Annotated in this window: 21 protein-coding genes and 1 pseudogene; 11 read left to right on the top strand and 11 right to left on the bottom strand. The window is 73.9% G+C overall.

From position 1 onward, the window contains the following. A partial coding sequence (locus PUR61_RS13645; RefSeq protein WP_329879084.1) for an enoyl-CoA hydratase-related protein occupies positions 1–127 on the top strand: 127 nt, incomplete at its 5' end. Between the two features lie 101 nt (positions 128–228). On the opposite strand, the gene PUR61_RS13640 is transcribed toward PUR61_RS13645, so the two are convergent. Next, positions 229–2,289, bottom strand: a complete 2,061-nt coding sequence (locus PUR61_RS13640) for an NAD-binding protein (RefSeq protein ID WP_329879081.1) — start codon at positions 2,287–2,289, stop codon at positions 229–231. A gap of 211 nt (positions 2,290–2,500) precedes the next feature. Here PUR61_RS13640 and PUR61_RS13635 point away from each other — a divergent pair, with 211 nt between their 5' ends. After that, on the top strand, positions 2,501–3,100 hold the full coding sequence (locus tag PUR61_RS13635) for an HdeD family acid-resistance protein (RefSeq protein ID WP_329879080.1): 600 nt from the start codon (positions 2,501–2,503) through the stop codon (positions 3,098–3,100). 52 nt (positions 3,101–3,152) lie between these two features. Here the strand turns inward: PUR61_RS13635 and PUR61_RS13630 are convergent, their stop codons facing one another. Both PUR61_RS13630 and PUR61_RS13625 read right to left on the bottom strand, forming a co-directional pair. Next, positions 3,153–4,556: a CoA transferase gene (locus tag PUR61_RS13630; RefSeq protein ID WP_329879079.1), complete on the bottom strand. Its 1,404-nt coding sequence runs from the start codon at positions 4,554–4,556 to the stop codon at positions 3,153–3,155. A gap of 21 nt (positions 4,557–4,577) precedes the next feature. After that, entirely contained in the window at positions 4,578–5,207 is a 630-nt protein-coding gene (locus PUR61_RS13625) for a LysE family translocator (RefSeq protein WP_329879078.1), read from the bottom strand. 119 nt (positions 5,208–5,326) lie between these two features. Between PUR61_RS13625 and PUR61_RS13620 the strand changes: the two genes are divergently transcribed. Next, positions 5,327–5,785, top strand: coding sequence for an Lrp/AsnC family transcriptional regulator (locus PUR61_RS13620; protein ID WP_329879077.1), 459 nt, complete (start codon positions 5,327–5,329; stop codon positions 5,783–5,785). A gap of 105 nt (positions 5,786–5,890) precedes the next feature. On the opposite strand, the gene PUR61_RS13615 is transcribed toward PUR61_RS13620, so the two are convergent. Continuing rightward, a complete protein-coding gene (locus PUR61_RS13615; RefSeq protein ID WP_329879076.1) occupies positions 5,891–7,207 on the bottom strand; it encodes a cytochrome P450 in 1,317 nt (438 codons plus the stop codon). Positions 7,208–7,542: 335 nt separating this feature from the next. On the opposite strand from PUR61_RS13615, the gene PUR61_RS13610 reads away from it, so the two are divergent. Beyond that, positions 7,543–8,376 carry a hypothetical protein gene (locus PUR61_RS13610; RefSeq protein WP_329879075.1) on the top strand — a complete coding sequence of 278 codons (834 nt, stop codon included), beginning with the start codon at positions 7,543–7,545 and terminating at the stop codon, positions 8,374–8,376. A gap of 303 nt (positions 8,377–8,679) precedes the next feature. Here the strand turns inward: PUR61_RS13610 and PUR61_RS13605 are convergent, their stop codons facing one another. Beyond that, complete coding sequence (locus PUR61_RS13605) at positions 8,680–8,985, bottom strand: zf-HC2 domain-containing protein (protein WP_329879074.1); 306 nt, start codon at positions 8,983–8,985, stop codon at positions 8,680–8,682. 55 nt (positions 8,986–9,040) lie between these two features. Between PUR61_RS13605 and PUR61_RS13600 the strand changes: the two genes are divergently transcribed. The 4 genes from PUR61_RS13600 (at position 9,041) to PUR61_RS13585 (ending at position 13,940) form a co-directional block, all read left to right on the top strand. Further along, on the top strand, positions 9,041–9,628 hold the full coding sequence (locus PUR61_RS13600; RefSeq protein WP_329879073.1) for a sigma-70 family RNA polymerase sigma factor: 588 nt from the start codon (positions 9,041–9,043) through the stop codon (positions 9,626–9,628). Positions 9,629–9,922: 294 nt separating this feature from the next. Next, positions 9,923–11,359 carry an MFS transporter gene (locus tag PUR61_RS13595; RefSeq protein ID WP_329879072.1) on the top strand — a complete coding sequence of 479 codons (1,437 nt, stop codon included), beginning with the start codon at positions 9,923–9,925 and terminating at the stop codon, positions 11,357–11,359. A gap of 55 nt (positions 11,360–11,414) precedes the next feature. Beyond that, a complete protein-coding gene (locus tag PUR61_RS13590; protein ID WP_329879071.1) occupies positions 11,415–12,815 on the top strand; it encodes a cytochrome P450 family protein in 1,401 nt (466 codons plus the stop codon). Between the two features lie 108 nt (positions 12,816–12,923). Next, positions 12,924–13,940 carry an isocyanide synthase family protein gene (locus tag PUR61_RS13585; protein WP_329879070.1) on the top strand — a complete coding sequence of 339 codons (1,017 nt, stop codon included), beginning with the start codon at positions 12,924–12,926 and terminating at the stop codon, positions 13,938–13,940. Positions 13,941–14,140: 200 nt separating this feature from the next. Here PUR61_RS13585 and PUR61_RS13580 read toward each other — a convergent pair. The 3 genes and pseudogenes from PUR61_RS13580 to PUR61_RS13570 form a co-directional block, all read right to left on the bottom strand. Beyond that, positions 14,141–14,932, bottom strand: a pseudogene (locus PUR61_RS13580) (ABC transporter ATP-binding protein); the annotation flags it as partial. Continuing rightward, positions 14,929–16,008, bottom strand: coding sequence for a FecCD family ABC transporter permease (locus PUR61_RS13575; RefSeq protein ID WP_329879069.1), 1,080 nt, complete (start codon positions 16,006–16,008; stop codon positions 14,929–14,931). The pseudogene PUR61_RS13580 and the gene PUR61_RS13575, both read right to left, overlap by 4 nt. Positions 16,009–16,011: 3 nt before the next feature. Next, positions 16,012–17,103, bottom strand: coding sequence for an ABC transporter substrate-binding protein (locus PUR61_RS13570; RefSeq protein ID WP_329879068.1), 1,092 nt, complete (start codon positions 17,101–17,103; stop codon positions 16,012–16,014). Between the two features lie 132 nt (positions 17,104–17,235). Here PUR61_RS13570 and PUR61_RS13565 point away from each other — a divergent pair, with 132 nt between their 5' ends. Next, complete coding sequence (locus tag PUR61_RS13565; protein WP_329879067.1) at positions 17,236–18,117, top strand: helical backbone metal receptor; 882 nt, start codon at positions 17,236–17,238, stop codon at positions 18,115–18,117. Positions 18,118–18,325: 208 nt separating this feature from the next. Then, positions 18,326–19,372: a lytic transglycosylase domain-containing protein gene (locus PUR61_RS13560; protein ID WP_329879066.1), complete on the top strand. Its 1,047-nt coding sequence runs from the start codon at positions 18,326–18,328 to the stop codon at positions 19,370–19,372. 112 nt (positions 19,373–19,484) lie between these two features. On the opposite strand, the gene PUR61_RS13555 is transcribed toward PUR61_RS13560, so the two are convergent. From PUR61_RS13555 to PUR61_RS13545, 3 genes are all read right to left on the bottom strand, one after another. After that, positions 19,485–21,725: a hypothetical protein gene (locus tag PUR61_RS13555; protein WP_329879065.1), complete on the bottom strand. Its 2,241-nt coding sequence runs from the start codon at positions 21,723–21,725 to the stop codon at positions 19,485–19,487. Between the two features lie 207 nt (positions 21,726–21,932). Further along, entirely contained in the window at positions 21,933–23,495 is a 1,563-nt protein-coding gene (locus tag PUR61_RS13550) for a lipase maturation factor family protein (protein WP_329879083.1), read from the bottom strand. Between the two features lie 362 nt (positions 23,496–23,857). Further along, entirely contained in the window at positions 23,858–24,934 is a 1,077-nt protein-coding gene (locus PUR61_RS13545) for a GAF domain-containing protein (protein ID WP_329879064.1), read from the bottom strand. Between the two features lie 405 nt (positions 24,935–25,339). On the opposite strand from PUR61_RS13545, the gene PUR61_RS13540 reads away from it, so the two are divergent. Further along, a complete protein-coding gene (locus PUR61_RS13540) occupies positions 25,340–26,611 on the top strand; it encodes an acyl-CoA dehydrogenase family protein (protein ID WP_380355478.1) in 1,272 nt (423 codons plus the stop codon). The last annotated feature ends 25 nt before the right edge of the window (positions 26,612–26,636 follow it).

Raw genomic sequence — 26,636 nt, 5'->3', positions numbered from 1 at the left:
GACCACCCTCGCCGAGGGCGTCCGCTTCGAGCGGCGGCTCTTCCACGCCGTCTTCGCCACCGCCGACCAGAAGGAGGGCATGGCGGCGTTCGCCGAGAAGCGGCCGGCGTCGTTCACCCACCGCTGACAACTGACGACCGCTGGCAACCGGCGTGCGGCGGCCGGCGGTTCACGGGCGCCGTCGGCCGCCGGCCGCTGCCCGGCGGCCGACCGGTCAGCGGTCGCCGGTCACCGGTCCGACTGCTGCTCGGCCGTCGCCCGACCGCCGCCCGCGTTCCCCGGCACCGTGTTGAGCCGGGCGAGTCCGCTGCGTGTCGCGGCGACCACGACCCGGTCGCCCGGCTCCAGGCCCCGGGTACGGTCCGCGTAGTTCCAGTGGTACACCTGCGGGCTGCGGGCCAGCCGGACGGCGAGGACCCGGACACCCCCCGGGTCCTCCAGGTCGTGCCGGTTCAGGCCGATCAGGCCGCTGCCGACCTCGGCCCGCAGTTCGGCGATCAGCAGGACGTGCCGGAACACCGACAGGGTGCCGAGCACCTCACGCCCCATCAGGGCCGCGGCGAAGGCGGGCGCCGAGAGGTAGGACGTCGAGCGGGACGCCGCGTTGTCCAGCGTGGCGTACACGTGATGGGCGAAGTTGTCGTCGAAGAGCCGCACGACGACCCGGACATCGGGCCGGACGGCGCGCGCCTCCAGGGCCGCCTCCAGGTTGGTCGCGTCGTCGCCGCTGACCGCGACCACGGCCCGGCTGCGCTTCAGCCGGGCCCGGCGCAGCTGCTCGGCGAGCGGACCGTCGTCGACCACCACCGGGACCCCCAGCGCGCGGACCGCGGAGATGCCGCGGGCCTGCGGGTCGCGTTCGAGCCCGACCACCGGGACGCCGAGGCCGTGCAGTTGGGCGACCACCCGGGTGCCGACGTTGCCGAGGCCGATCACGATGACGTGGTCGCGGGTGCCGGCGCCGGGGTTGCGGGGCTGGCCGCGCCGTCCGGAGGCGAGGACCTCGACCATGATGGCCGTGGCGACCGGTGCGAAGGTGATCCCGCAGAAGGTGATCACCACCTGGGCGATCCGCTGCCAGGTGCCGCCGGTGCCCGTCCCGGCGGCGGCGTCGGCGGGCTGGTCCGGCTGAGCCGCGCCGGCCAGGTCGAGCAGCGAGACGTACAGCGACCAGCCGAAGTCGCGATTGAGGTACCAGAGCAGGCCGAAGGCGAGCAGCACCGCGGCCAGGGCGGTGATCAGCACCAGCCGGAGCCGGGCGCTGGTGAAGAAGCGGAGGGTGTCGAGCAGCCGCCAGCGCAGCCGGCGCCACCAGGCGATCCGGACCGGGGGCTCGCTCGGCAGGGTCTGCAGCGCCGCGACCCCGCCGCGACCCTCGGCGGCGGCCCCGGCGACCTCGCGGGCGGCGGTGTCGGCTTCGGCTTCGGCTTCGGCGGCCCGGTCGGCGGCGACCTCGGCGGACTCCACGGCCTCCGCAGACTCCACGGCCTCGGCGGCCTCGGGGGCAGGTTCCCGGGCGGACTCGCGGCCGGTGTCCCCGTCCCCGGCCCGATCTCCCGCCCCGTCCCCGCTCCCGGTCGTCCCGGCGGCCCCCTCCGCCCCGGCGGCCCGGCGGGCGGCGGCGCCGGAGCGGATCGGCCCGTCGTCGCCGAACTCCCTGGCCAGCCGCACGAAGGACGCCGAGTCGCCCTCCTGCTCGGGGAGCAGCCGGGTGCGGCCGAGGTCCTGGCGGTCGATCCGGTCGGCGACGACGCAGATCCGGTGGGAGTCGATGTCGTCGTCGTAGGCGATGTGCAGGAAGCGGTCGCCGACCTGGACGGAGTTGGGGCGGGAGAGCGCGGCGGCGGCGAAGGCGGGCGCGGCGGTCGCGGAGCCGGAGAGCGCGGTGCCGTTCCTGAGCAGCCGTTCGATGTTCTCGCCGAGCCGCTGGTTGAACATCCGCAGCACGATGCGGATGTCGGGGTTGTGGCCCTGGGCGGAGAGCGCGGCGTGGATGTTCTCCTGGTCGCGGCCCTCGACCAGGGCGATGCCCCGCGCGGTCTCGACCCGGACGGCGCGCAACGCCTCCTCGGTGACGCCGGCGTACTCGACGACGGCGGCGACCCCGTCCAGCTGCTCGATCTGCGGTGCGTGGTCGCGGGTCCGGTCCGGGACCAGGACCACCACGGGCACTTCGTAGTGTTCGACGAGTTCGAGCGTGAGGCGGTGGGCGAGCGCGTTTCCGCCGCAGACGATGTAGTGCTGGCTGATCGGCTCGACCGGAGGGGTCCCCCACCCTTCAGAAGTCATATCGCCGGACGATATCGACGCGAGGCGAGGCGGAGGTGGACGTCCGGTGGCCTAGGGGAAACAGCCGCGGGGGGAAACGGCGGCGGTGCGGAACGGCCGCGCCCTGAGCCGGGCCGGTCCCCCGAACGGGTGCATCCGGCGGGCGGTGCGCGGCACACGCGGAGATCGTGAGGAACGCCGACCCGCTCCGCTCCCCCAGGAGGACGCCACCGTGGTCTCCCCGATCATCACTCCCGACGGCTCCCCGGTCCGGGGTCCGCTCGGACTGCTCGCCAAGGCCGCCTGGCAGGTCCTGCTGATCGCCGGGCTCGTCTCGCTCGGCCTCGGGATCATCGTGTTCGTCTGGCCGGAGCAGACGCTGCTGGTGGTGGGTGTCCTGTTCGGCCTCTACCTGCTGGTCATCGGCATCGTCCAGCTGGTCGCGGCGTTCGGCACGCACGCCACGACGGCGCTGCGGGTGCTGGCCTTCATCAGCGGGGCGATCTGCGTGCTGCTGGGCCTGCTCTGCTTCCGCAGCGCGGCCCGGTCGTTGCTCCTGCTGGCGATCTGGATCGGCATCGGCTGGCTGTTCCGGGGCATCACCCAGCTCGCGGCCGTGATCTCGGACGCGTCCATGCCCGCCCGCGGCTGGCAGGCCGTCGCCGGGGTCGCGAACACCCTGGCGGGCGTGCTGCTGATGGTCTGGCCGGTCGGTTCGATCACCGCGCTGACCATCCTGTCCGGGTGCTGGCTGGTGATCCTCGGGTTGGTCGAGATCGTGACGGCGTTCCAGGTCCGGAGCACGGCCGGCCGGATCCCCTCCGGCGTCTGACGCCCGGGCCCCGACCCCACCCGGGGCCGGGGCCGATCCACGGATCGGGGGATCAGTGCCAGGCGGGGGCGTCCGTCCCCCAACGCCCCGGCGGGCGCGACCACCCCGCCGGGGCGCCCGCGTACGCGACGGGCGACAGGGCGTGGCGCAGCCGCCCGTACGGCGAGTCGGCCTCGGTGATCCAGCGCGCCGGGTCGTACGGCTCGTCGTTCGGGAGGACGCGCGGGTCGGCGGTGGGCGCGATGCCCTCCAGCAGCCAGGAGGCGGTGCCGGCCAGGGAGTAGCGCAGCCGGCGGCCGCCCGGGCGGGTGGTGCGCTGGTCGGTGAGGGCCCGCAGGACCCCGGCCGCGATCAGGTAGCCGGTGCCGTGGTCGAGGGCCTGGGCGGGCAGCACACCGGGGCGGCCGTCGGCGCCGGCCTCGATCCCGGCGATGCCGAAGCCTGCCTGGACCAGGCTGTCGAAGCCGCGCCGGCCGGACCAGGGTCCGGTCCAGCCCCAGGCGTTGAGCTGTGCGACGACCAGCCCGGGGCGGCGTGCGAGCAGCGCCTCGGGGGCCAGGCCGTGGGCGTCGAGGGAGCCGGGGCGGTAGCCGGTGACGACGACGTCGGCGGTGGCGAGCAGGGTCTCCAGGACGGCCCGGTCGGCGGGGTCGGCGAGGTCGAGGCGGGTGGAGCGCTTGCCGAGGCCCGTGTCGACGTGGGCGTCCTCGGCCTCGGGGAGCCGGGGTGGGTCGACCCGGAGCACGTCGGCGCCGAGCAGGGCGAGGGTGCGGGTGGCGACCGGTCCGGCGATGACCCGGGTGAGGTCGAGGACGCGGATCCCGGCGGCGGGGAGCGGGGCGGGGCCCAGGGGCCGGGGGGCGGCCTCGTCGACGACCCGGGACTCGACCAGCGGCAGCGCGGTCTCCCGGACCGGCGCGACGGCGACAGCGAGCGCCCCCGCCGCGTACGCGCGCTCCTGGACCGACGCGGCCGGCCGCTGCCGCAGCTCCGCGGCGAGCCGCTCGGGCCCGGTGTCGGCGGGCAGGCCGAGGGCGGTGAGCAGCCGCTCGCGGTGGTGGGGGTAGTTCGCGTGGGTCCGGAGCCAGCCGTCGGCGGTCTGCCAGAAGCCGGAGAGCGGCGCGAAGGAGACCGGGGTCCGGCCGTCGATCCGCAGGTGGCGTTCGCTGACGAAGGCGGTGGCGACGGCGCCGTGGTCGATCCCGACCTCCGGTACCGGTCCGCCGGACCGCAGCGCGGCGAGTTCGGCGGCGGCCAGCGAGCAGGCGGCGACGGTGGCCCGGGCGAGGCGCAGGACGGGGAGTCGGGAGGGCAGCACCGCGTCGGGGCCGTGGAAGGCGACCCGCTCCAGCAGGTCCGCCGGCCCCCCGAGGGCGGCCCAGGCATCGGCGGTGGGCCGGTCCCCGACGGGCACGGGACCGGGGCCGGACGGTGAGGGCGTCGAACGGTCTGTCATGAGCGCATTCTGCTCCCGTCCTCAGGCGGTCGCCGTGACACCCGCCACAAGCATCAGCAGGACCGCCGAGACGACGGTCATCCGGCGGGCGGCGGCCGGGTCGGCGCCGAAGCGGCCACCGAGCCGTCCGCTGGCGTGCGCGACCAGCCCGTAGACGACGGCGCAGGCCAGCACGTTGAGCGTGCCGAGCACGAGCACCTGGCCGCCGACCGGCAGCCCTGCGGCGGGGTCGACGAACTGCGGCACCAGGGAGAGGTAGAGCAGCAGGCCCTTGGGGTTGAGCAGCGCGGTGAGAGCGGACTGGCGCAGCACCGTGGCCGTGGGCTGCGGCCGGGGTGCGGCGAGGGCGGTGCCGCCCCGTCCGCGGCGGAGCGCGAGCAGCATGGTGGCGGCGAGGACCAGCAGGTAGACGGCCCCGGTGACGCGGAGGACGGGCAGGGCCGCGGGGACGGCCCGCAGGGCCGCGGCCAGTCCGGCGCTGGAGAGCAGGGTGTGGACCGTGTAGCCGGCGCAGACCCCGGCGACGGCGGTCAGTGCGGCGCGCCGGCCCTGGCCGAGGCCGCGGGCGGCGATGTAGAGCCAGTCGGGGCCGGGCGTACAGACCAGGAGCAGGTCGACCCCCAGGAAGAGGAGGAGGGCGCGGGTGTCCATGGCGGTGACCTGTCGTGCTCGGCCGGGCGGGTTGCGGTCACTGACGGTAGCCGGTTCGGCCTGGCACGCGATGGCTACTTCGTGCCCGCCTTCACCACCTTTTGGCAGAATATTGCGCCATGGACCGAATTGACCGCAGAATCCTCCACGAGCTCCAGCAGGACGGCCGTCTCAGCAACGCCGAACTGGCCGCCCGGGTCGACCTCACCCCCTCGCCCTGCCTGCGCCGGGTCCGGCAGCTGGAACAGGACGGCGTGATCCGCGGCTACCGGGCCCTGCTGGACGGCGCGGCGGTCGGCCGCGGCTTCCAGCCCTTCGTGACGATCACCATGCGGCACGAGGACCAGGTCACGGTGGCGGAGTTCGAACGGCGGGTGGCCGAGCTGCCGGAGGTGGTGGAGGCGCACCGGCTGTTCGGGGAGCCGGACTACCTGTTGCGGATCGCGGTGGCGGACATCGCCGCGTACGAGCGGTTCATCACCGACGTGCTCTCCGGGCTGCCGGGGATCGCCCAGGTCAACTCCCACCTGACGATGAAGCAGGTCAAGACCGACCGGGGCATCCCGACCGGCGGCTGACCCGCGCGCCGTGGCCGGCGTGGCCTGCGTGGCCTGCGCTCAGAGGACGCTCGGGGGACGCTCGGGGGACGTCCGGAGCGCCCTCCGAGCGCGCCCGGAGGGCGCTCAGAAGGTGAACCGCAGCGACCGCACCCGGTGGTCGAAGCTGGACGGGACCAGCTCCGGCTCGCCGACCGAGCGGATCCCGGGCAGGCGGGTGAACAGCTCCCGGTAGAGCACCTTCATCTCCTGCCGGGCGAGGTGCGCGCCGAGGCAGTAGTGCGGTCCGCCACCGCCGAAGCCGAGGTGGGGGTTGGGGCTGCGGGTGATGTCGAAGGCGTCCGGGTCGGCGAAGACCGTCTCGTCGCGGTTGGCGGAGCCGAAGTAGAGCACCGCCTTGTCCCCGGCCCTCAGCAACGGGCCGTCGGGGCCGCCGAGCCGGTGGTCGACGGCCAGGGTCCGGCGGAACTGGATGATCGGGGTGGCGTGGCGGACGATCTCGTCGACCGCCCCGCCGAGGTGCCGGTCGAGGTCGCCGACGAGCAGGGCCCGTTGTTCCGGGTGGGCGGTGAGCAGGTGGAGGCCGTGGGCGAGCGCGTTGCGCGTCGTCTCGACGCCGGCGACGAGCAGCAGGGAGAAGAAGGCCCCGAGCTCACGGCCGGTCAGGCGGCGGCCGTCGACGTCGGCGGTGACGAGGGCGGTGACGAGGTCGTCGGCGGGGCGGCGGCGACGCTCGCGGCCGAGGTCGGCGACCATGCCCTGCATCCGGGCCAGTGCCAGCAGGCCGCGGCCGGGCATCCGGAGCCGGGCGCGCAGCGGGCGGGCGACGCCGGTGTGCTCGGACGCGTGGTTGACCTGGTCGAGGATCACGCGACGGGGCTCCTCGGGGATGCCCATCATGTTGCAGATCACCTGGAACGGGAGCTCGGCGGCGACCGCGGTGACGAAGTCCTCGGGGCGCTCGCGCTCCACCCGGTCGACGAGGTCGGCGGCGACCCGCCGGATGTCGTCCTCGACCTTGGAGATCAGCCGCGGGGTGAAGGCCCGGGAGACGATGCGGCGCAGCTGGGCGTGGCGGGGGTCGTCCAGGTTGACCATGGAGTCCCCGAACAGCAGCCGGACCCAGCGCGCCGGTTCGGGGGTGGTGACGCCTGGTCCGCTGAGGAAGACGGCGGGGGTGCGGCCGGCCTCGACGACGTCGGCGTGCCGGACGAGGGCGTGGAAGCCGTGGCCGGGGTGCCCGGAGCCGGGTCCGCCGAACCGGGCCGGGGCGGGGAGGCGGCGCAGTTCGGCGAAGGCGGCGGCGCGGACGGCGGCGGGCAGCCGCCAGAACGCGGGGTCGGCGAGATCCACGGCGGGGACGCCGGCGCCGGGCACCCCGGTGTCGGCCTCGGGTGCGGCCTCGGGTGCGGCCTCGGCGTCGGGTGTGGCGGCGGTGCTCATGCCTGTCCTCCTGCCCCCTCACACCCCGTGTGCGCGGGGTCACATCGCGGGGTCACATCTAGTACGTACCGGAAAGGAAGCTGTCAAACCGTGCTGCTGGTACGACTAACGGGTATTCAGGCACAGACGTCGCAAGCGGGACGTCCGTACCGTCATGAACCAGCCACCGCACGGCCCCCGGCCACCCCACCCGTTCCCGCCGCCCGCACAGGGCGGTAGTGCCCGAACGGCTTGCCCGGGACAGCGGTGCCCGTGGTGGTCGGACGTGGCGGGACGGGGGCGGAACCGGCCAATACCCGAGGGTGCGGTACTGGCCGACGGAGGCGGGTGCGACGATGAGTGTCATCGTGATGACCGACCGGATCCGCTCGCTGCGCGCCGTGGTCTTCGCTGCGCTCTGCGTAGCGCTGGCCGCCGCGGCTCACGTCGCCATGGCCGGCGTCGGGATCTCCCCCCCGGTACTGGCGGGCGCCTTCGGTCTCACCCTCGGCCTCACCTGGCTGCTGGCCGGGCGACAGCGGGGGCTCGGCCTGATCAGCGTCTGGATGGTGGCCGCGCAGACCGCGCTCCACCTGACGTTCGAACAGGCCGGAACGCTCGCCGGGGGCGGCGGGCTCGGCCGACTGGCCGGGACCGACTGGGCCTCGCTGCTGCTCTGCAATCCGGAAGCCTCTCCCACCGGCCTCTCGCCGGACGACCTGGCCCGGATGGCCGGACTCGACCCGGCGGTGCCACCGGCCGTCACGACGGCAGCCGTCCAGCACCACGCGCACGGCGCGGCGACCACCGCGGACCCGTCCGCGCTGTCCGGCGCCGCGACGTCCGGGGACGGTCTGGCGGCCCACGGGACGGCGGCGCACGACATGGCCGCGCACGGCATGACGCCCGGCATGATCACCGCCCACGTGCTCGCCGCGCTGGCCTGTGCGCTGCTGCTCTGGCGCGGTGAGGCGGCCCTGGCCCGGTTGTTCGAACTGCTCGGTTCGCTGGGCTCGGTGCTGGCGGGCGCACTGCTGGTGCCGCTGCTGGCCCTGTTCGGCTGTCCGGTCGGCCTCCGGCCGCCGACCGCACCGAGAACCGCCGGCCACCGGACCCGGCCGCCCCGGTTGGTGCTGCTCTCGCACGCCCTGGTCCGACGCGGTCCGCCGGTCCTCGCGCTCGCCCGCTGACGCGCCCGCCGCCTTCCCCGACACCACCGGTGTCCGGGGCGCGACGGGCAGGTCGCCCTGCGCCGTTCCGCCGGACACCGCGCACTCCCGAGTACCGCTACTCCGGAATGCGTCCGGCGCCGCCGCGCCGCCAGGGCCCGGGCCCGGCACGTGCCGCCGCCCCCGCAGTCGTGCGGGGCGACGTGGCACGACCGGCCCACCGACGCCGAGGGTGCCGCCCGCAGCGGCACCGCCCCTGTCTTCCCCTCAGGACCTTCCATGCCTGACTACGACGGCGCACCGGCCTCGTCCGGCGCCACCGTCCTACCGCGTCCGCCCGTCGTCCCCCTGCCCGGGACGGCCCGATCCAGCACTGCCCCGGCCCGCGTCTCCCCGGTCCGCGTCGCCGCGCTCCGCCGCGAGGCGGGCGAGGAGCCCCGCGGACCAGTCGTCGGAGGGTCCGTCGGTCCGGTCCGCGAGCAGTGGGCCGCGCAGTCGCTCCGCCTGCTCCAGCCAGTCCCGGCACGCCGCGCAGCGCGCGACGTGCTTGTCCAGCCGACGGTCCGGCACACCGGCGGGTTCGCCGTCGAGGCGTGCGGACAGAGCGGTACGGAGTTGCGCGCATCTCATGTGACCATCGTCCCGCACCCGCTCCGACGTGCGACCGCCCGGGTGGGAGGCCGCCGTGGATGACGAACAGCTGACCGCGCTCGCCCTGGCCGCCCGGGAGGGCCGGCCCGCCGACGTCGAGGCCTTCGTCCGGGCCACCCAGCGGGACGTCTGGCGGTTCGTCGCCCACCTCACCGACGTCCAGTCCGCCGACGACCTGGCCCAGGAGACGTTCCTGAGGGCCCTGCGCAGCCTGCCGGGGTTCGCCGGACGGTCCTCCGCCCGCACCTGGCTGCTGTCGATCGCCCGCCGGACCGTCATCGACCGCTACCGCACCGCCGCCGCCCGGCCCCGCTGCGCCGCGCTGCCGGACTGGCAGGAGGCCGCCGAGCGACAGGGCACCGCGCCCACCGCCGGCTTCGAGGACGGCGTGGCGCTCGGCGACCTCCTGGACCGGGTGCCCGCCCAGCGGCGCGAGGCCTTCGTGCTCACCCAGGTCGTCGGGCTGAGCTACGCGGAGGCCGCCGAGGTGGCCGGCTGCCCGGTCGGCACCGTCCGCTCCCGGGTGGCACGGGCCCGGGAGGAGCTGATAGCCCGTCTGCGGGCGGCCGAGACCGGCGACGCGCCTCCGGGAGCGCCCGCCGAGCTGGCCGCCGCCTGCTGAAGCGGTCGGCACGCCACCGGCACCGACCACGTCGGCCGACCGCCGGCACCGCACCGACGCCAGTACCGCGCCTCCGGAGGGCGGCGCACGGCGGGACTCCCCGCCGTGCGCCGCCCTCCGGCGCGTCCGGAGGCCCCCGGGCGGACAAGATCGGCCACGATCGCCATGATCCGGCCAAGTCATAAAAATCCCTCACCTGTTCGGAACTCACCCTCGTGTGCCTCCGACTGCTGTACCGGACACCGCCGCCGAGGTGGTGTCCGGACGGCACGGGGAACGGACGGAGGATGACCCATGGCAGCGCAGCAGTCGCCCGCCACCAGCAAGGCGGGTGACGACCCGGCGCGGTCGGAGGACCGGTGGAGCCTGGTCCTGGCCGCCGGGCTGATCTCGTTCGTCGCGATGCTCGACATGAACGTCGTGAACCTCGCGCTCACCGACATCGCCGACGCCCTCGACGTCTCCTCGACCACCGCCCAGTGGGCCGTGCTCGGCTACCAGCTCCCCCTGGTGGCCCTGCTGCTTCCCGCCGGGCGGTGGCTCGACCAGGTCGGCATCCGCTCCGCGCTGCTCTTCTCCCTCGGCGGCTTCGCCCTGTGCAGCGCGCTGGCCGCCGCCGCACCGTGGGCGAGCTGGCTGATAGCCGCCCGGCTGGCCCAGGGCGCGTTCGGCGCGGTGCTGTTCGTCCTGATGCCGGTACTGGCCGCCACCGCCGTACGGCCCGAGCTGCGCGGGCGCGCGATGAGCGTGCCCGCCACCCTGGGCCCGCTCGGCGCGGTCCTCGGCCCGGTGATCGGCGGCCTGCTGCTGGACCACGTCGGCTGGCGGGCGATCTTCCTCGTCAAGCTGCCGATCTGTCTGGCCGCCTGGCTGATCACCCGGCGCGACGCCCCGCTCGGCGGGCGCCTGCGACTGCCCGACCGCAGCACCCTGGGCGACGCCGCGCTGATCGGCTCGGCGGTGGCCGCCGTCCTGCTCGGTCTCACCCTGGCGCCCGAGGCCCCGCTCTGGCTGCTGCTCCTGCTGCCGGCCGTGCCGCTGACGCTGTTCTGGCTGCGCCGGCCCGGCGGGAAGCCGGTCGCGGCCGTCATGCGGGCCTCCGGCACCGCCGCCGTGAACGGATCGGTACTGGCGCTGGCCGCCGGGTTCGCCGCCAACCACTACCTGCTCGCCCAGTACCTGCGCCGGGACGACGGCGTCAGCGCGACCGGAACGGCAGTCACCATGCTGGCCTTCCCGCTCGGCATGGTGGTGGCCGGCCGGTTCGGCGGACGGCTCGCCGACCGCTGGGGAGCCCGCCCGACCGCGCTGACCGGCGCCGCCGTGACCGCCTTCGGCCTCCTGCTGCTCGTCCCGGTGGATACCGGCTGGTCCTCGGCCGACATCGCCTGGCGCCTGGCAGTGGCCGGTATCGGCATGGGCCTCAACGGCGGCCCCGTCCAGGCCCTGGTGATGACTTCCGCCCCGCGGGAGCAGATGGCCACCGCCGGATCGGCCGTCCAGCTCGCCCGCAGCCTCGGGTTCGCGCTCGGCCCGGCGCTCGGGACCGCCGCCACGCTCTACGGCACCACCGAGGTCGCCGGGATCCACGCCGGGCTCCTGCTCGCCGGACTGCTCACCGCCCTCGCCGTCGTCCTCCTGACCCTGCACCACCGCGCCGCCGGAGCCACCGGCGGCGACAGCACCACCGGCACCACCAGCACCAACCGGACGATCCGCAGCAGAGTGTGACCACCGTCGCACCTCCTCCTGCGCACCACAGATCCCGACCGGAGGAAACACCCGCATGACCGACACCGTCCACGACCCGGCCTCGGCCGGCCAGACCGGCGCGGCAGAGACGACGTCGACGGCACCCGCCGCCGACGCGTCGCGCTGCCCGTTCGGCTACGACGAGCTCCCCGATCCGGTCCCGCTGTACGGGCCGGAGTACAAGAGCGACCCCTATCCGCTGTACCGGCAGATGCGCGCCGCCGGCCCCGTGCACCGGGTGAAGTTCCCGAGCGGTGTGGGCGCCTGGCTGGTGACCGGCTACAAGGCCGCGCACGAGGCGCTCAACGACCCCCGGTTCGGCAAGAACCACGACCTCGGCAACGAGGAGTGGCTCAGGCTCGCCTCGATCATGCCGGAGCCGCAGCACTCGCAGCTCCAGGTGCACCTGCTCCACCAGGACCCGCCGAAGCACACCACCATGCGCCGGCTCGTCCTGGACGCCTTCTCACCGCGCCGGGTGGAGTCGCTGCGCCCGCGCATCCAGGAGCTGGCCGACGCCCTGATCGACGAACTGCCGGAGACCGCCCCGGCCGGCGGCGCCGACCTGGTGGCGGGCTTCGCGGCCCACTACCCGTTCCGGGTGCTGGCCGAGGTGATCGGCCTGCCGCAGGAGCTGGCCGTCCGCTTCGACCGCGACTGGGGCAAGGTGGTGCAACCGGTCGGCCCGCAGGACCCGGGCCGACCGGCGTACGAGGGCCGGCTGCACGGCCTGCAGAACTACATCGCCGAGGTGGTCACGCACAAGCGCGCGACCTACGACCCCGCCGGACCCGGCGTGGACCTGCTCGGCCGGCTCGTCACGGCGTGCGACGCCGGCGAGTTGAGCCCCGAGGAGCTCGACTCGATGGTGTTCCAGCTGCTGGTCGCCGGCCAGGAGCCGGTCACCAACCAGATCACCACCATGCTGATCACCCTGCTGCGCCACCCGGAGCAGCTCGACCGGCTGCGGACCGCGCTCACCGCGGACGACGGCGACCAGGCCGCCGGCCCGCGGCTGCTCGCCCGCGCCATCGAGGAACTCCTCCGCTACGACGGCGCGTTCGAGCTGACCACCTGGCGGTTCTTCGCCGAGGACAGCGACCTGCACGGGACCACCGTCCCGGCCGGCGACTCGGTGATCATCTCGCTCAACGCCGCCAACCGTGACGAGGAGCAGTTCCCGGACGCCGACGTCCTGGACTTCGACCGCTCCCCCAACGCCCACATGGCCTTCGGCCACGGTATCCACTTCTGCCCCGGCGCGTCCCTGGCCCGGGCCGAACTCCAGATCGCCATCGGCACGTTGCTCACCCGTCTGCCCGGGCTCCGGCCGTCGGCCGCCGACGGCGAGGAGATCGACTCGCTCGCCTGGGTGCCCGCCGTCCTGGCCCGTGGGGTGAACCGGCTCCCGGTCGCCTACGACAAGCGGTCCTGACCGGTCCGCCCCAGCACCGTCCGGCATCCACCACAGCGTCCCGGCGACCGTCGCCGGGGCGTGGCTCCGCCTGCCCGAAGCCCGTACACCGTTCCGTGGAGGACCAGCATGCCGTCCGCCGGCACTGTCACCAGCAACTCCCAGCCCAGCAACGCCCAGTCCGGCAGCACCCGGACCGGCGACACCGGATCCGGGTACACCGCACCGGACGCTCAGACCGTCGCCCGCATCTCCGCCGAGATCGTCGACCTGCTGCTGCCGCACCGCCGCGCCTCCGACCCGGAGATCGACACCACGCCCGAAGACTTCCCGCTCCAGCTGGAGCAGTTGGCGGACTTCATCACCGCCGGCGACCCGATCCTGTTCACCCTGCCGGGCTTCCCGTGCAAGTCGCCCAACCTCGCCAAGGTGCTCAGCCACCTGCCCGACGAGGGCGAGCGGCTCTCGCTCACCTTCCTCAACGGGCTCTGCGAGCAGATCGGCAAGCTCTACGAGCCGGGCGCGCAGATCCTGATCTGCTCGGACGGGCACATCTTCGGCGACCTGATCCACGTCCCCGACGACCACATCGACGAGTACTCCGACGCACTGACCGCGATGATCGAGCGCGAGGGTCTCGCCCACCTCGCCACCTTCGACCTGCGGGCCGTCCTCGGCGACCTGCCCTTCGACGAGAAGCGCGCCCGGGTGCACGAGAAGTACGCGCCGACCAAGGAGGAGCTGCGCGAGCAGATCCTGACCGACGAGGAGACGGCCAAGCTCTATCGCGGCATCACCCGCTTCCTCACCGAGGACACCTTCGGCTTCGAGGGCACCAAGTCCGCCCTGCAGCGCGACTGCCGCGCCCGCGCCTACGGCGTCATCCAGCGCAGCCGCGCCTGGGGCGACCTGATCGCCGAGCAGCACCCCCGGTCGTTCCGGCTCTCCATCCACCCGCAGAAGGCCGGCGTGCTGAAGTTCGGCATCCGGCTGCTGGAGCACTCCGACGTGTGGATGACCCCGTGGCATTCCTCCGTGCTCCACCGCCAGGACGGCGGCTGGGAGTTGATGCGCAGCGAGGAGGCCGCGAAGGTCGGCCGACTCGTCGAGCGCAACGACCGGCCGAGCCACTACGAGACCTCCTGAGGCTCAGCCGGGGCCGGCAGCGTCGCCGGCCCCGGCTCCAGGCTCGGCTCCAGAGCCGACTTCCGGTTCGACTTCCGGCCCGGCTTCCACCTCGCCCCTGCGCCTACCGTTGCCGTTGCCGTTGCCGTTGCCGCGAGGGGTAACGGCGCGACCGGCGCCACGAGGTCCGAGTCCGCCGGGCCGGCCTTGCCGAGGTCCGCGGCCCCCCGGCCGGGTGCGCCCGCGGGCGTACGGTGGTCGAAGGCGATCAACGGGTCACCGGTGAGCGGGTGTTCGACGACCGCCGCCCGCACCCCGAACACCTCGGCCAGCAGCTCGGCGGTCAGCACGTCCCGCGGCGTCCCGGACGCCACCAGGGTCCCGCGGTGCAGGACGTGCAACCGGTCGCAGACCGAGGCGGCGGCGTTCAGGTCGTGCAGCGCGACCAGCGTGGTACGGCGCTGCTCGCGCAGCAGCGCGAGCAGCTCGACCTGGTGCCGGACGTCCAGGTGGTTGGTCGGCTCGTCCAGCACCAGGACGTCCGGTTGCTGGGCCAACGCCCGCGCCAGGAGGACGCGTTGACGCTCACCACCGGAGAGCTGGGCGAACCGCCGGTGATCCGCGTCCGCCATCCCGACCCGGACCAGCGCGTCGTCGACCAGCCGGTGGTCCTCGGCGTCGTCCCCGGCGAACGCCTTCTTGTAGGGGGTTCGACCCATCGCCACCACCTCGCGGACGGTCAGCTCGAAGTCCCCGCCGCGTTCCTGCGGCAGCGCCCCGATGTGCCGGGCCGACTGCGCCGGGGTCAGCCCGGACAGCTCCCGGCCCGCCAGCAGGACGCGCCCGGCACTCGGCTTCAGGTGCCGGTAGACGGTGCGCAGCAGGCTGGACTTGCCACTGCCGTTGGGACCGACCAGGCCGGCGATCTCACCCTCCTTGGCGACCAGGTGGACGCCGGAGACCACCGTCCGCCCCGCGAGGGTGACGCTCAGGTCCTCGACCGCGATTCTCAATTCCGCTCCAGTCGTCGGTCCAGCAGGTAGAGCAGGGTGGGCGCGCCGAGCAGGGCGGTGACCACGCCGATCGGCACCTCCTGACCGTCCAGCACGGTCCGGGCGAGCAGGTCGACGATCACGAGCAGCACCGCGCCGGTCAGTGCGGAGAGCGGCAGCAGGCGGCGGTGGTCACCGCCGAGCAGGAGGCGACAGACGTGCGGGACCATCAGACCGACGAACCCGATCGCACCGGAGACGGCGACCAGGACACCGGTGAGGACGCTGGTGACCGCGAAGACCTCGCGGCGCAGCCGGACCACGTCGACGCCGAGACCGGCCGCCGTCTCGTCGCCCATCAGCATGGCGTTGAGCCCCCGGGCGCGGCCCTGGAGCACGGCCAGCCCGAGGACCACGGCGGCGGCAGGGACGACGAGCTGCCCCCAGGTGGCGCCGCTCAGGCTGCCCATCAGCCAGAACAGCACGCCCCGGGTCTGCTGCTCGTCGCCGGTCTGCAGCACCAGGTAGCTGGTGAGGCCGGTGAGGAACTGGCCGATGCCGATGCCGGCCAGCACCAGGCGCAGCGGCGAGAACCCGCCGCCGCGCCTGGCCAGCAGCCAGACCAGGGAGAACGCGGCGAGCGCGCCGAGGAAGGCGGCCAGCGAGACGGTGAGCCCGGCCATACCCCCGAGGCTCATCTCCAGGCCCAGACCGGTCCCGAGGACGATCACGGCGACGGCGCCGAGCGAGGCACCGGAGGAGATGCCGAGCAGGTACGGGTCGGCGAGCGGGTTGCGGACCAGCGCCTGTACGGCGGTGCCGACGAGGCCGAGCCCGGCCCCGACCATGGCCGCCAGCAGGGCGCGGGGGACGCGCAGTTGCCAGACGATGAGGTCCCGGGTGCCGGGCGCCGGGCTCTGCCCGGTGAGCCGGCGGCCGACCACCGACCAGACCTCGCCGGGCGGGATGTCCACCGAGCCGAGCGAGACGGCTGCGGTCAGCGCCACGACGAGGGCGGCGGTGAGGACGGCCGCCAGCGGCCCGGCGCGCAGCGCACGGCTGCGGCTGCGCCGGGCGGCGACGGTGGCCGACGCCACGGCCTACTGCCCGTTCTTGACGAGCGTCGGGTGGACGGTGGCGGCGATCTGCCGGACGGTGTCGGCGTTGCGCACCCCGGCGATGGTGGTGGTCTCGGAGCCGATCCGCAGGAAGTGCCCCTCCTGGACGGCCTTCAGCCCCTGAGTGGCCGGGAAGCCCTTGAGGTAGGCCTCGGCCTCGTCGAAGGCCTTCCGGTTGGCCTCCTCGCTGCCGCGGTTGCGCACGGCGAGCTGGATCCAGTCCGGGTTCTTCGCCACCACGTCCTCCCAGGAGACGGGCCGGAAGTCGGCGTCGCAGTCGGCGAACACGTTGCGCGCACCGGCCAGGGTGATCACCGCGTTGGCGACCTGCTTGCCGCAGACAGCCATCGGTTGCTTTGTACCGGCATCGAAGTCGAAGAGGAAGTAGCCGGGCCTCTCTGCTTCGGCAATCGTGGCGGTGGCGGTTCGCACCTCACCGATCTGCTTCTCCATGGCGGCGACCAGTTCCTCGGCGCGGGCGACGGTCCCGGTGACCGCGCCGAGCCGGCGGATGTCGTTCTCGATCTCGGAGAGGTCGGTCCGGGGCCCCTTGGCCGCCTTCGGGGTGCCGGCGCACGCGGTGGAGAGCAGCAGGACGTGCTGGATGCCGACCGCCTTCAGCTCCTCCTCGGTCGGTCCGGCACCGGCCGCGCCCATCATCGGCATCGGCCCGAAGGTGTCGACGTAGAGGTCGGCACCGGAGCCGAGCAGCTTCTCCTTGGGGATCAGGGCGTCGCCGAGCACCGGCACCTTGGCCCCCTGCTCGGCGACGGCGGCCGGCAGGCTTCCCTTGCCGGGCGGAAAGCCGGTGCCGATCACGCGGTCGCCGGCGCCGAGCTGGAGCAGCATCTCCAGACCGGCCGCGTCGGTGGTGACGATCTTCCTCGGAGCCTGCTTGACCGTGGTCTCCTTGCCCGCGCAGTCGGCCACCTTGACCGGGAACGCGCCGGCGGCGGTCGCCTGTGCGCTACCGCCGCCGTTCGAACCGTCGCTGCTTCCTCCGCCGTCGCTCGAACAGGCGGTGGCGAACAGGGCGACGGCGGCCGCGATACCGCAGAACACGCGAGGGCGCATCAGAACTCTCCTGGTCAATGGTCGTGCTCGGGCCCGTCCTACGAACCCGGACCAGGTAGTCGGCCGTGGTGCCCGAGCGGTTCCCACGAGTTTGCCCGGACGGGCGGCTCCGGATACGTCTAGGGTGGCGCGATGACCTCCCCTTCCGCCCCGTGGACCTCAGCGGGCGCCCCCTCCACAGCGGCGGGCACGGGACCCGCTGACGCGGCGTCGGCCGGAGCGGCGCCCGCGGGTGCGGTGCCGGTCGACGATCTGGGTCTGACCGTTCCGCTCGGTCCCGCACCCGTCCGGCGGGTGGTGTCGCTGGTCCCCTCGCTCACCGAGGCGCTCGCCGCCACCGACCCCGGTCTGCTGGTCGGTGCCACCGACTGGTGCAGCCACCCGGCCGACCTGGCCGTCACCCGGATCGGCGGCACCAAGAACCCCGACGTGGCCCGGATCGTGGCACTTGCTCCCGACCTGGTGGTCGCCAACGACGAGGAGAACCGGCGGCCCGACCTGGACGCGCTGCGCGCGGCCGGTCTGCCCGTCTGGGTCACCGACATCCGCACGCTCGACCAGGCGATCCACTCGCTGCACCGGCTGCTGACGGTCGGCTGCGGCCTGCCGCGCCCGGTGTGGCTGGACGCCGCCGAGTCCGCGTGGGCGGCGGTCCGGCCCCTGCCCGGTCCGCCCCGCCCGGCCGTCGTGCCGATCTGGCGCCGCCCCTGGATGGTACTCGGCCGCGACACGTTCGCCGGTGACCTGCTCGGCCGGCTCGGCGTCCGGCTCCTGCACGCCGACGGTCCGGACCGCTACCCCGCCGTCCCGCTGCCCGACCTGCTGGCCGCCGGGCCGGAGTTGGTGGTCCTTCCCGACGAGCCCTACCGCTTCACCGCCGACGACGGCCCGGAGGCGTTCCCCGGCCTTCCGGTCGCCCTGGTGAGCGGTCGCCACCTCACCTGGTACGGACCGTCCCTGGTGGAGGCACCGGAAGTGCTCACCGCCCAACTCGGGCAGGTGCCGGGTCAGTAGACCGGCGCGGCGGCAGGGCGCACGCCGCCTCCCCCGCCTGACAGTCGGACGATCGGGTCGTCGTACGATGTCGGCTTCTCACCGGGTCGGCCGGTGATGTACGGGGGGACGGAAGCACGTGAGTGCAGTGCGGGTGAGTGCAGTACGGGCGAGTGCCGTGCGCGGAAAAGCGTCACGGCGGGCGCTGGTGGCGGTCTCGGCGGCAGCCGTGTCCACCGCGCTCCTGACAGGATGCGGCACCAAGCAGGCCGACGAACGGGCCACGGGAACGTCCGCGACACCGACCTCGGTCACCACGGACGCCTCGCCGTCCGCGACACCGACCCCCACACCGAGCGCCTCGCCGAGCGCCTCGCCGTCCGTGACCGCGTCCACCCCGGCGACGCCGAGCGCGAGCACCAGCACGTCCCCGCGCAGCACGACGAGCACGTCCGCGAAGCCGAGCCCCACCGCCACACGGTCGCCGAGCACCGGCCCGGCGACGAACGCCGCCAAGCCCAGCAGCGCCAGGCCCGCCGAGACCACGCCCGCACCGCAGGCACCGCCCGCCGCCGCGCCCGTCGCGCCGCCGGCCGGGGCCGCCGTCGCGGCCGCCCCCGCCCCCACCGCGAAGCCGGGTCCCGTCGCGCCCCCGCCGCCGCCCGCGCCCGCGACCCCGCACGTCCCGCCGCTGCAGAGCAGCTGCACACCGACCAAGCCGCAGCCCGACGACCCCAAGGAAGCCGTCGCCGCCGCACTCACCACCGCCGCCGGCACGTCCCGGACGCTGTTCCTCAGCAACGGCGGCACCGACAAGCTCCCGCCGCTCCCGGTCAACCTGGTGAAGGCGATCGCCTGGCAGGAGAGCGGTTGGCAGTCCGGCATCCTCGCCTGCGACGGCGGCATCGGCACCATGCAGATCATGCCCGCCACCGTGAGCTGGATGAACAGCAAGTTCGGCACCACCTCGGACCCGAAGACACTGAACGGGAACGTGCAACTCGGCACCCAGCTGCTGGACTGGCTGATCGCCTACTACGGCGACTCCTCGTTCGGCGGGAAGTACGACCTCTCCCCCGACGCGGCCACCGGCAAGGCCCCGCTGCTGGACCTGGTCATCGCCGCCTACAACGCGGGCGCCGGCAACGTCCACTACAACACCGTCACCGACCCGGCCACCGGCGCGACCACGGGCAGCCTGGTCATTCCCAACCCGGGCTACGTCGCCAATGTCAAGGCGCTGATGGCGAGCCAGCCCTGGAACAAGGCCGGCTGACGCTCCTCCGGCCGCCGTCCCGCGGAGAAGCGGGACGGCGGCGGCACGGACGACGGAAGGGCCCGGTGGAAGCGGTACCCACCGCTTCCACCGGGCCCTGGCGCTTCCGTCGTCAGGCGCGCGCCGCCGTCACGGCGGTGCCCAGCGCGTCCTTGATGCGCGGGCCGAGACGGGCGAAGCCCAGCTCCTTCATCGCGGCCCGGAGCAGTTCCTCGTCGCTCCGCCCGACCCCGTCGCCGTCGATCCAGCGCACGATCGCGAGCAGTTCCTCGGCGGAGTAGGCCGTCACCGGGCGACCCGGCGTGAACGCCGGCTTCGCCGGCCGAGCGGCCGGAACGGCGGCGGGCTCCACGACGACGGGCGTCTCGGGCTCGGCGTCGACGACGACATCCGCCACCACGACCGGCTCGACGACGGGCTCCGGAGCAACGTCCTCGACCGGCGCCTCGACGACCGGGACATCCACGGCCACGGCGGGCGCGGCCTCGTCGGCCACGGGCTCGGCGGGAGCCTCGACGACGACCTCGACAGACGCGGTCTCCACCACCACAGCCTCGGCCTTCTCGGCCTCGACCGGCGCCTCGACCACGAGCTCGGCCACGACCTCGACGGCCGGAGTCTCCTCGGCCACAACCTCAGCCTCGACCACGGGCTCGGCGGGAGCCTCGACCACGGGCTCGGCGGAAGCCTCGACCGCCGGAGCCTCGACCGCTGCAGTCTCCTCGACCACCGCGACCTCGACGGCAGCAGCCTTCTCGGCCACGACCTCCACCGGAGCCTCGACGGCCGGAGTTTCCTCGGCCACAAGCTCGGCCTCGACCACGGCGGGCGCAGTCTCCTCGACCACCGCGGCGGCCGGAGCCTCGACCTCGGTCGCGACCTCCTCGACCGGCTCGGCGACGGGCTCGGTCTCCGTCTCGTCCTCGGCCGTCCTGTCCTCGGCGTGGGTCTCGTCGGCGTCAGCGGCCTCGGCCTCGGCCTCGGCCTCCACGACGGGAGTCTCCTCGGTCACCGTCTCGACCTCTGCGGCCGAAGGCTCCACCGGTGCGGCGCCGACCAGGTCATCGGCAGCCGGCGACGGAGCGGGGAGAGTGACGACGAGCGGCTTCTCCTCGACGGTCGACTCGACGGCCGTTTCGACAGCCGGCTCGGCCTCCGCCTCATCGGTACCCGGGGCCTCGGAGGCCGGGGCCTCGACCTCGACCGGCGACTCATCGACGCCGGCCTCGGCCTCGGCGGCGATGTCCGCGACGCCGTCGGTCTCGGTGTCCGCGAGATCGGTCCCGGCAGCCGTCGGGGCCTCGGTCTCGACGACGTCGGCCTCACCGGCGGTCTCGACGTCGGCCGCCTCGGCCTCCGCCGTGGGGGCCGGTTCGCCGCTGCCCGCGAGGCCGTCGCGCTGGCCGCCGGCCAGCGCCTGGCGAGCGGTGTAGGCGGCCTCGGCAGCGCGGCGGTCCGCGCGGGAGGCCGTCAGCTCGGAGAGGAGGTCGGCGAGGCCGGCGTCCTCCAGGGTGGCGCGCAGGGTGCGGATGGTGGGGAGGCGGTAGAGGGTGCCCTCGTCCGCGGCGAGCCGGTCGACGAGGTCGACGAGGTCCGGGAAGGACAGCGCGTCGAGGTCCTGGCCGGGCAGCAGCCGGGCGAGGTCGCGCAGGCCGGTGTTGATGGCCTCGAACGCCAGGGCGGTGCGGTGGACCAGTGCGCCGTCGGCCGGCGGGACGGGCAGGGTGCCGGCGGGGGCGAGGGCGGTCCAGGCGCGGCGTTCGACCTCCGCCGACGCGAGTGCCTCGTGCAGGTCCTGCGGGCGCGGTCGGCCGGAGGTGGCGGCGAGGGCGGCGGCCTGCTTGCGCAGCGAGCGGGCGCGCAGCCAGGAGAGCTTGACGCCCCGCTCACGGCGCCAGGCCCGGTCGGCGGTGGCGGCGACGAGGGTGCCGAGGTCGGCGTCGTAGGCGGCACCGGTGAGGATGGTCGAGGTCCGGTGGACGAGCTGCAGCATCTCGACCAGGACGGCGGTCTTGCCGACGGTGTCCGGTGCGTCGATCTTGACCTCGGCGGCGAGCGCGGTGACGTCCTCCCAGGTCTGCTGGAGGTCGTGACCGCGCAGCTCGGCGAGGACGGTGGAGGCCGCGCGGGCGTCCTCGGGGCTGGCGACGGTGTCGACGGCCGCGTACCAGGCGTGGGTGTCGGCGGTGAGGGTGAAGGCGCCGAGGTCCGCGTACCGGCCGAGCTCTTCCCGGAGGTCGGTGTCGGCGGTGACCGCCTGGCCGCGGGTCTGCTCCAGGTCCTTGGCGTCGGTGGCGTCCTTGGCGTCCGCGGCGTCGGCTGCGTCGGCGTTGCGCGAGTGAAGCACTGTCATGTGAGGTCCGGTTCTGGGCGACTGCGGCGGGGCTGGCGTCGAGGGGGACGGCGGTCCGGGTGCGCGTGGGGCCCCGGCGGGAGGGGCCAAGGGGTGCGCGGTCGGGCTGCCTGTTGTGGAGGCCAAGAATACGGGTGCCCGTTCGAGCCTTGCACGCACCCACCGTCCATCGGTCGGGTGTGGCGTGCCATACCGCTCACCTGGCCGCTACTCGGGAGGGCCGGGCGGGTGGTCCGGTGTTCGGCCGGGCGGGTGGTGCGTGGGCGCCCCGTGTGTTCCCGGCCGCCGGATCCGCTCCGTCGGCACCGTGCGGAGCCGGTGCCCGAGCGGCGGGCGGTACCCGCTGCGGCCGAGGGCGGCGAGGTCGACCGGCGCGAGGTACTCGGAGAGCGCGGTCCGGTGCCACCACGCGCCGGTTTCGCGAAGTTCGCGCCAATCGGTGAACCGGTAGAGGTGGAGGGTCGCCCGGACGTGGGTCGGTGGGGCGTCGGGGAAGGGGTTGTGGCGCAGCAGGCGGAGGGTGTCCGGGTCGTTGACCAGCAGTCGGGCGACGAACGGCAGGAACCAGGGCCGGGCGTACGCGGGCGAGATGCCGGCGAACCACATCAGCCAGTCGAGCCGCAGATGGTAGGGGGCGTACTGGCGCGGAAGACGGCGCACGTCACCGGGCTTGCCCTTGAAGCCGTACTCCTTCCACACGGTGTGCCGGGTGACGGCCGGTTCGTCCGTGCCCTCGACCACGACCTCCTGGCGGAGCCGGTTGACGCTGCCGAAGGCGCCGTAGGAGTTGACCAGGTGGAGGCGGTTGAAGGAACGGTTCATGACCTGGCGGCGGGAGACCATGTTCCGGACCGGCCAGTAGCTGAGGACGAGGACGGCGGCGGCGAGGGCCAGGACCAGCGCCTCGTACCAGGCGGGCGCGGCACCGTACGCCCGGGGGTGGGCCGGGAGGCCGAGGCGGACGGGGTCGACGGCGGCGAGGGCGAGGGCAATGGTGAGCCAGTTGAGCCAGGCGAAGTTGCCGGAGGCGATCAGCCAGAGCTGGGTGGCAATCACGACGCAGGCGGCGAAGGTGGCGACGGGCTGCGGGAGGAGCAGGCAGACCGGGACGGCGAGCTGGGTGACGTGGTTGGCGGCCACCTCGACGCGGTGCAGCGGGTCGGGCAGGCGGTGGAAGAACCAGCTGAGCGGACCGGGCATGGGCTGCGTCTCGTGGTGGTAGCGCAGGCAGGTCAGGTCCCGCCAGCAGCTGTCGCCGCGGAGTTTGATCAGGCCCGCGCCGAACTCGACTCGGAAGACCAGCCAGCGCATCAACCAGAGAACCGGCGCGGGCGGGGCGGTGTCGGCGTTGCCCAGGAAGGCGGCGAGGAAGCCCGCCTCCAGCAGCAGTGACTCCCATCCGAAGGAGTACCAGGTCTGTCCGACGTTGACGATCGAGAGGTAGAGGACCCAGAGCGCCGCCCACCAGAGGATCGACGCCCAGAGCGGGACGGCGTCGCCGAGTCCGCCGGCGAGGGCGGCGGAGAGCGCGGCGCCGCTCCAGGCGACGGCGGCGAAGAAGCGGTCGCTGTAGTGGAGGTGGAAGAGGCCGGGCGACTGCCGGAACGGGACCCGGGCGGTGAAGCGGGGCACGGGCAGCATGCCGCCGGCGCCGATCAGGGCGCGGAACTGGAGGGCGGCGGCGAGGAAGCCGGTCAGGTAGACGGCGGCCAGCAGCCGTTGCACGAGCAGTCTGCTGAGCCAGTACTCGGGTGCCGCGAACCACTGCATGCGGCCCATGCCTACCATCGCCGCCCGTCGCGCGGGGCGCGGGTGCGGGGGCCCGGCGGCCGGTTCACCCGGGCGGTGGCCGTCCGGACGGCCGTCCCGGACGGGCCCGGTACGAACGGCGGTCGGTGAGGTCGGCCGGGAATCGACGGTGGGCCGGGTGTCGGCGGCGCTCGGCCGCGAGCTGCGCGCCAGGACCGGCGCGAGGAGGAGAGGGGAGGAGAGGGGAGGAACGGGGGAAGCGCGGGGAAGCGCCGGGAGGAGCGGGGTGGCGTCCGGGACCGGCCGCGCCGCTATGGGCACCGTGGCGGGGAGCCTCTCCTCGGGGGTGAGAGGCTCCCCGCCACGGTGGTACCGGCCCGGTGTCAGCCCGGGAGGACCAGCCCGGTCCCTCCGGCGCCGAGGCCCGGACGGACGGCGGGGGCGGCGCCGTTCTGCTGGAGGCGGTCGACCAGGAGCGCGGCGAGCGTGCCCAGTTCCTCCTCGGTGCGGGACTGCGCGGTGACGTCCATGCCGACGGTGAGCACACCGTTGACCTGGCCCGTCCGGGCGGTGCGCAACGGGGTGCAGGTGAAGCTGAAGATCTGCTGGATCCGCTGGGCCTCGGGCCGGGCGGACTGGATGCGGACGTCGTTGAGCACGGTGGTGCGGCCGGTGTGGTACGCCTCGGAGACCGCCTGCTGGAGGCCGGCGATGCCGAGCTGCGGGTAGGCCTGGCCGATCGTGCCGTACGCCGCGGGGGCGCCGAAGATGTCGGCGTGCTGGGCGTTGGCGTAGCGGATCTCCTGACCGGGGCCGTCGGTGAGCATGATCGGGAAGGGCGAGCCGTCGAAGGCCGCGAACATCTCCTGCTGCTGGGCGAGCAGGTTGTCGCGCAGCCGGATCTCGGAGAGCAGGGCTTCGGCGAGGTGCTGGATGTCGCGCAGCCGCTCGCGTCCCCACTGGCGGGGTTCGCGGTCGAGGACGCAGACGGTGCCGATGACGGTGTTGGTGTCGTCGACGAGCGGGGCGCCGAGGTAGGCGCGGACGCCCAGCTCGTCGACGACCGGGTTACCGGCGAACCGGGGGTAGGCGAGGATGTCGTCCAGGGCGAGCGGCGAGCGCTGGGCGACGACGTGCGGGCAGAAGCCGTGGCTCAGCGGCATCTCGCGGGTCGGGAGGTCGAAGGCGATCCCGCGATCCGCCCAGGAGGCACCTCCGTCGGACGTGACATCGGCGGAGTTTGGCGGAATGTAGAGCCCCCGGAACATCTGGCGCTCGTCGTTGATGAAGTTGACCATCGCGATGGGGGCGCGGGTGATGCTGGCGGCCAAGTGGGCGAAGCGGTCGAAGGCCTCGTCCGCCGTCGGTTCGTTGAGACCCAGGCTGCGCAGCCTGCGGGTCCGCTCGGACTCCCCGGCGGCACCCGGGAACTGGCCTTGAGTGCTCATCACATCAGTCATGGCGCACATGTAATCAGACATGCGGCGCTTTCCGCGCTCCCGGCCCACCACATCCAGCTTGCTGATGCTCAGTCAAAGGCGCATGTGGACGGCGACGTGGTCGACCCGGGAAAGCGGGTTGGATCATTTCCCCCTCCTGCGGCCATCTCAATCCTCGGTCGAACTCGGATGATCAGGATCTCGCCAATCGAAGATCAACTATGGAGCACTACCAAGCCACATATGACAATGAGCCCTGCCGAAAACGGTGGTTTCCTTCGGGCAGCGTTGGACATCGCCGATACTCCGCGCGCACCGGCTGCAATGGGGCAACCGGCCGCCACCCACCCCCACGCCTGGGCGACCGGAGCGGATCGGCTGCACGGACGGAGGCACGACCACCAGACGATCCGAGAGGACCCGGGCATGGCGATGGACTACTTCACCGACGAGCGACACGAATACCTCCGAGCGGAGGTAAGGGAGTTCGCGGAGAAGGAGATACGCCCACAGGTGGCCAGAATGGAGGCCGACCGCCGGGTCGAGTTCGAACTGTCCCGGGAGATCGCCCGTCGTGGCTGGATCGGAGTCACCATCCCCCGCGAGTTCGGTGGGCTGGGCCTCGGCCACCTCGCGAAGACCGTGATCGTCGAGGAGCTGTCCCGGGTCAGCGGCGCGATGGGCGCCATGGCCCAGGCCTCGCAGCTCGGTGTCGCCAAGGTCATCCACTTCGGGAACGACGTCCAGCGCCGCCACTGGCTCCCGAGGTTCGCCTCGGGCGAGTCACTGCCGACCATCGCCGTCACCGAGCCGGAGTCCGGCGGCCACGTGCTCGGCATGACCGGCACCGCCCGGCGCGAGGGCGACGAGTACGTCCTCAACGGCCGCAAGTGGTTCGTCGGCAACTCGCACATCGGCGACGTGCACGGCGTGGTGTTCCGGACCGGCAAGGGCAGCCGGGGCCTCTCCGCCTTCCTGGTGGAGAGCGACCGCCCCGGCTTCCGCACCGGCACGCTCGGCTCGCAGAGCGGCCTGCACGGCTTCAGCTTCGGCGAGATCCTCTTCGAGGACTGCCGGATCCCGGTGGCCAACCGGCTCGGCCGGGAGAGCCAGGGCCTGGACGTCGCCTACTCCTCCTCGACCCTGTACGGACGACTGAACCTCGCCGCCGTGGCGCTCGGCATCCACGTGGCGATCGTCGAGGACACCGTGCGGTTCGCGGAGGGGCGGATGCTCTACGGCAAGCCCCTCTCCCAGCTGCCCAACATCGCCCTGAAGCTGGGCGAGATGCAGTCCCGCCTGATGACGGCCAAGCTCGCCGCCTACCACGCCTCCCATCTGCTGGACCACGGCAAGGCGTGCGACGCGGAGCTGATGAACGCCAAGCTGGTCAACACCGAGTACGCCCTGGACTCGGCCCGCAACGCGATGGAGATCCACGCCGCCCGCGGCCTGCAGACGGAGTTCAACATCGAGCGCTACCTGCGCGACGCCACCCACGTCTACCCGCCGGCCGGTACCTCCGACATCCAGCGGCTGCGGCTCGGCCAGGTGGCCTCGGGCACCTACGGCAAGCAGTGGTCCGCCGAACTGTCGGGCCTGGCCAGCTGGGCCTGGACCGAACTGGCCCAGCGCGAGGCGGCGGCCGAGGCCGCCGCGGAGGTCGGTGCGGTGTTCCGGATGCCGCTGGCCGGCTGAACCGCACCGGCGACGACCGGCCGGG

Origin of the sequence: Streptomyces sp. BE20, from assembly GCF_036322525.1 — a bacterium.
Lineage (GTDB): Bacteria > Actinomycetota > Actinomycetes > Streptomycetales > Streptomycetaceae > Kitasatospora.
The sequence above is the reverse complement of the archived record's forward strand: the minus strand, read 5'-3'. Positions and strand labels throughout refer to the sequence as shown.